This is a genomic window from Sphaerospermopsis reniformis, assembly GCF_005402885.1.
GTDB classification, from domain to species: Bacteria; Cyanobacteriota; Cyanobacteriia; order Cyanobacteriales; family Nostocaceae; genus Sphaerospermopsis; species Sphaerospermopsis kisseleviana.
This window is the reverse complement of record NZ_BJCE01000457.1, coordinates 1-1,831: the sequence shown is the minus strand read 5'-3', so window position 1 is coordinate 1,831 and position 1,831 is coordinate 1. Positions and strand designations below refer to the sequence as shown.

Annotated in this window: 3 protein-coding genes; all 3 read left to right on the top strand. The window is 34.7% G+C overall.

Going from position 1 to position 1,831, the window contains the following annotated elements; genetic code table 11:
* Window positions 1-829 (top strand): glycosyltransferase family 4 protein (locus FFR48_RS27645; protein WP_137669551.1); only part of this gene is annotated, 829 nt, incomplete at its 5' end.
* A gap of 160 nt (window positions 830-989) precedes the next feature.
* Window positions 990-1,163: an AbrB/MazE/SpoVT family DNA-binding domain-containing protein gene (locus FFR48_RS27640; protein WP_201277702.1), complete on the top strand. Its 174-nt coding sequence runs from the start codon at window positions 990-992 to the stop codon at window positions 1,161-1,163.
* A complete protein-coding gene (locus tag FFR48_RS27635; RefSeq protein ID WP_137669550.1) occupies window positions 1,163-1,567 on the top strand; it encodes a type II toxin-antitoxin system VapC family toxin in 405 nt (134 codons plus the stop codon). The genes FFR48_RS27640 and FFR48_RS27635 overlap by 1 nt, the downstream gene beginning before the upstream one ends.
* The last annotated feature ends 264 nt before the right edge of the window (window positions 1,568-1,831 follow it).

The window sequence follows — 1,831 nt, the reverse complement described above, 5'->3', positions numbered from 1 at the left end:
TAAATCTACCCTGCTATTCTCCCCCATCCCTGAAGCACCACTATACAAAAACTGTCGCTTTATTGTCATGTCACACGACATGATCCCATTACGCTTTCCCAAACCCTTTTCACCTCTAACACCATATCACCGTTACTACACCCCCCAAGTCCTCAACCAAGCACAACATATAATTTGTAACTCTGAAGCAACAGCTAACGATATCACCAAATTTTACCAAATCTCAAGTAATAAAATAACACCAATTCCCCTAGCCTGCGATCGCTCACATTTCCGCTTTCTTAACCTTCCTACTAAAAACTACTTCCTATACATCGGCCGTCAAGATCCTTACAAAAACCTGCCACGTCTAATCACTGCATTTTCCGCACTAACTAACACAAACGACTATGAACTATGGTTAGTTGGACCAACAGATAAACGTTACACACCATTATTAGAAAAACAAGTTGAAGAATTAGGAATAAATCATTTAGTAAAATTCCTCAACTATGTACCTTACCACGAATTACCAACAATTATAAATCAAGCACTTGCATTAGTTTTCCCCAGTTTGTGGGAAGGTTTTGGTTTACCAGTATTAGAAGCAATGGCCTGTGGTACTCCAGTTATCACTTCTAATATTTCCTCCCTTCCAGAAGTTACAGGAGATGCTGCAATTTTAATTAATCCCCATAACATACAAGAAATTACAGCAGCAATGCAAACTATTATTAATGATGCAGAAACTAGAAAAAAACTTTCAGAACAAGGGATAAAAAGAGCAGATCAATTTAGTTGGGAAAAAACAGGAATGGCTACAGTTGAAATATTAAAGCAATATATTTAGGATGAGTTTAAAAATTTCCAGAAAATACTCAAAGCATAATTTATTGCCGATGATTCGGAAATATGTAATACTAAAAGTAATAAAATTCTTACCTGACAATAAAAATATGAAAATCACATCCAAAGGACAAGTAACTATTCCCGTATAAATACGAGAAAGATTGGGATTAACACCCAACACAGAAGTAGAATTTGAAATCATCGGAGATGCAGTTTACATAAAAAAATCCAAAATTAAACCCACTCCCGGTAAAAATCTGATAGAAATAATGCGAGGTAAAGCTACAGTCCAAATGACCACCGATGAAATTATGGCACTAACGAGACAAGATTAATGAAAGAAATACTGGTTGATAGCAACATAATTCTCGATATTGTCACAGAAGATCCAAATTGTTTTGAGTGGTCATCTAATAAATTAACTGAATATGCTGAACAAACTCAACTAAATATTAACCCCATTATTTATGCAGAAATTTCCATTGGTTTTCAAAAAATTGAAGAATTAGAAGCTGTATTACCTCTCAATGTTTTTCATCGTTTAGAATTACCTTGGGAAGCAGCATTTTTAGCTGGAAAATGCTTTGCCAAATATCGTCAACAAGGAGGAACTAAAAGATCACCTTTACCCGACTTTTATATAGGCGATCATGCTGCAATTGCAAATATGATACTTTTAACTAGAGATGTCAATCGTTACCGTACATATTTCCCAACTTTAGAAATTATAGCTCCATGATCTGAATAGCAACTCAAGCAATTTCTGAATTAAACAACTTTACATCCAGATACACTACTTCTTGAAAAAATCGGGTATTTATCTACATATAATTTTATGTTAAATACCCTAAACTAAAAATCAACTTACCGGGTGATAAGGAGGCTAAACAGCTTGTCTCATAAGGAAAAGAGCCTGAAAACCACGTTGAAAAAATAAGCGTTTATGAGGTTTGAGAGCAATTAAATTGAGAGCTAAATCAGCCCACAAATCCATGCCATAAAT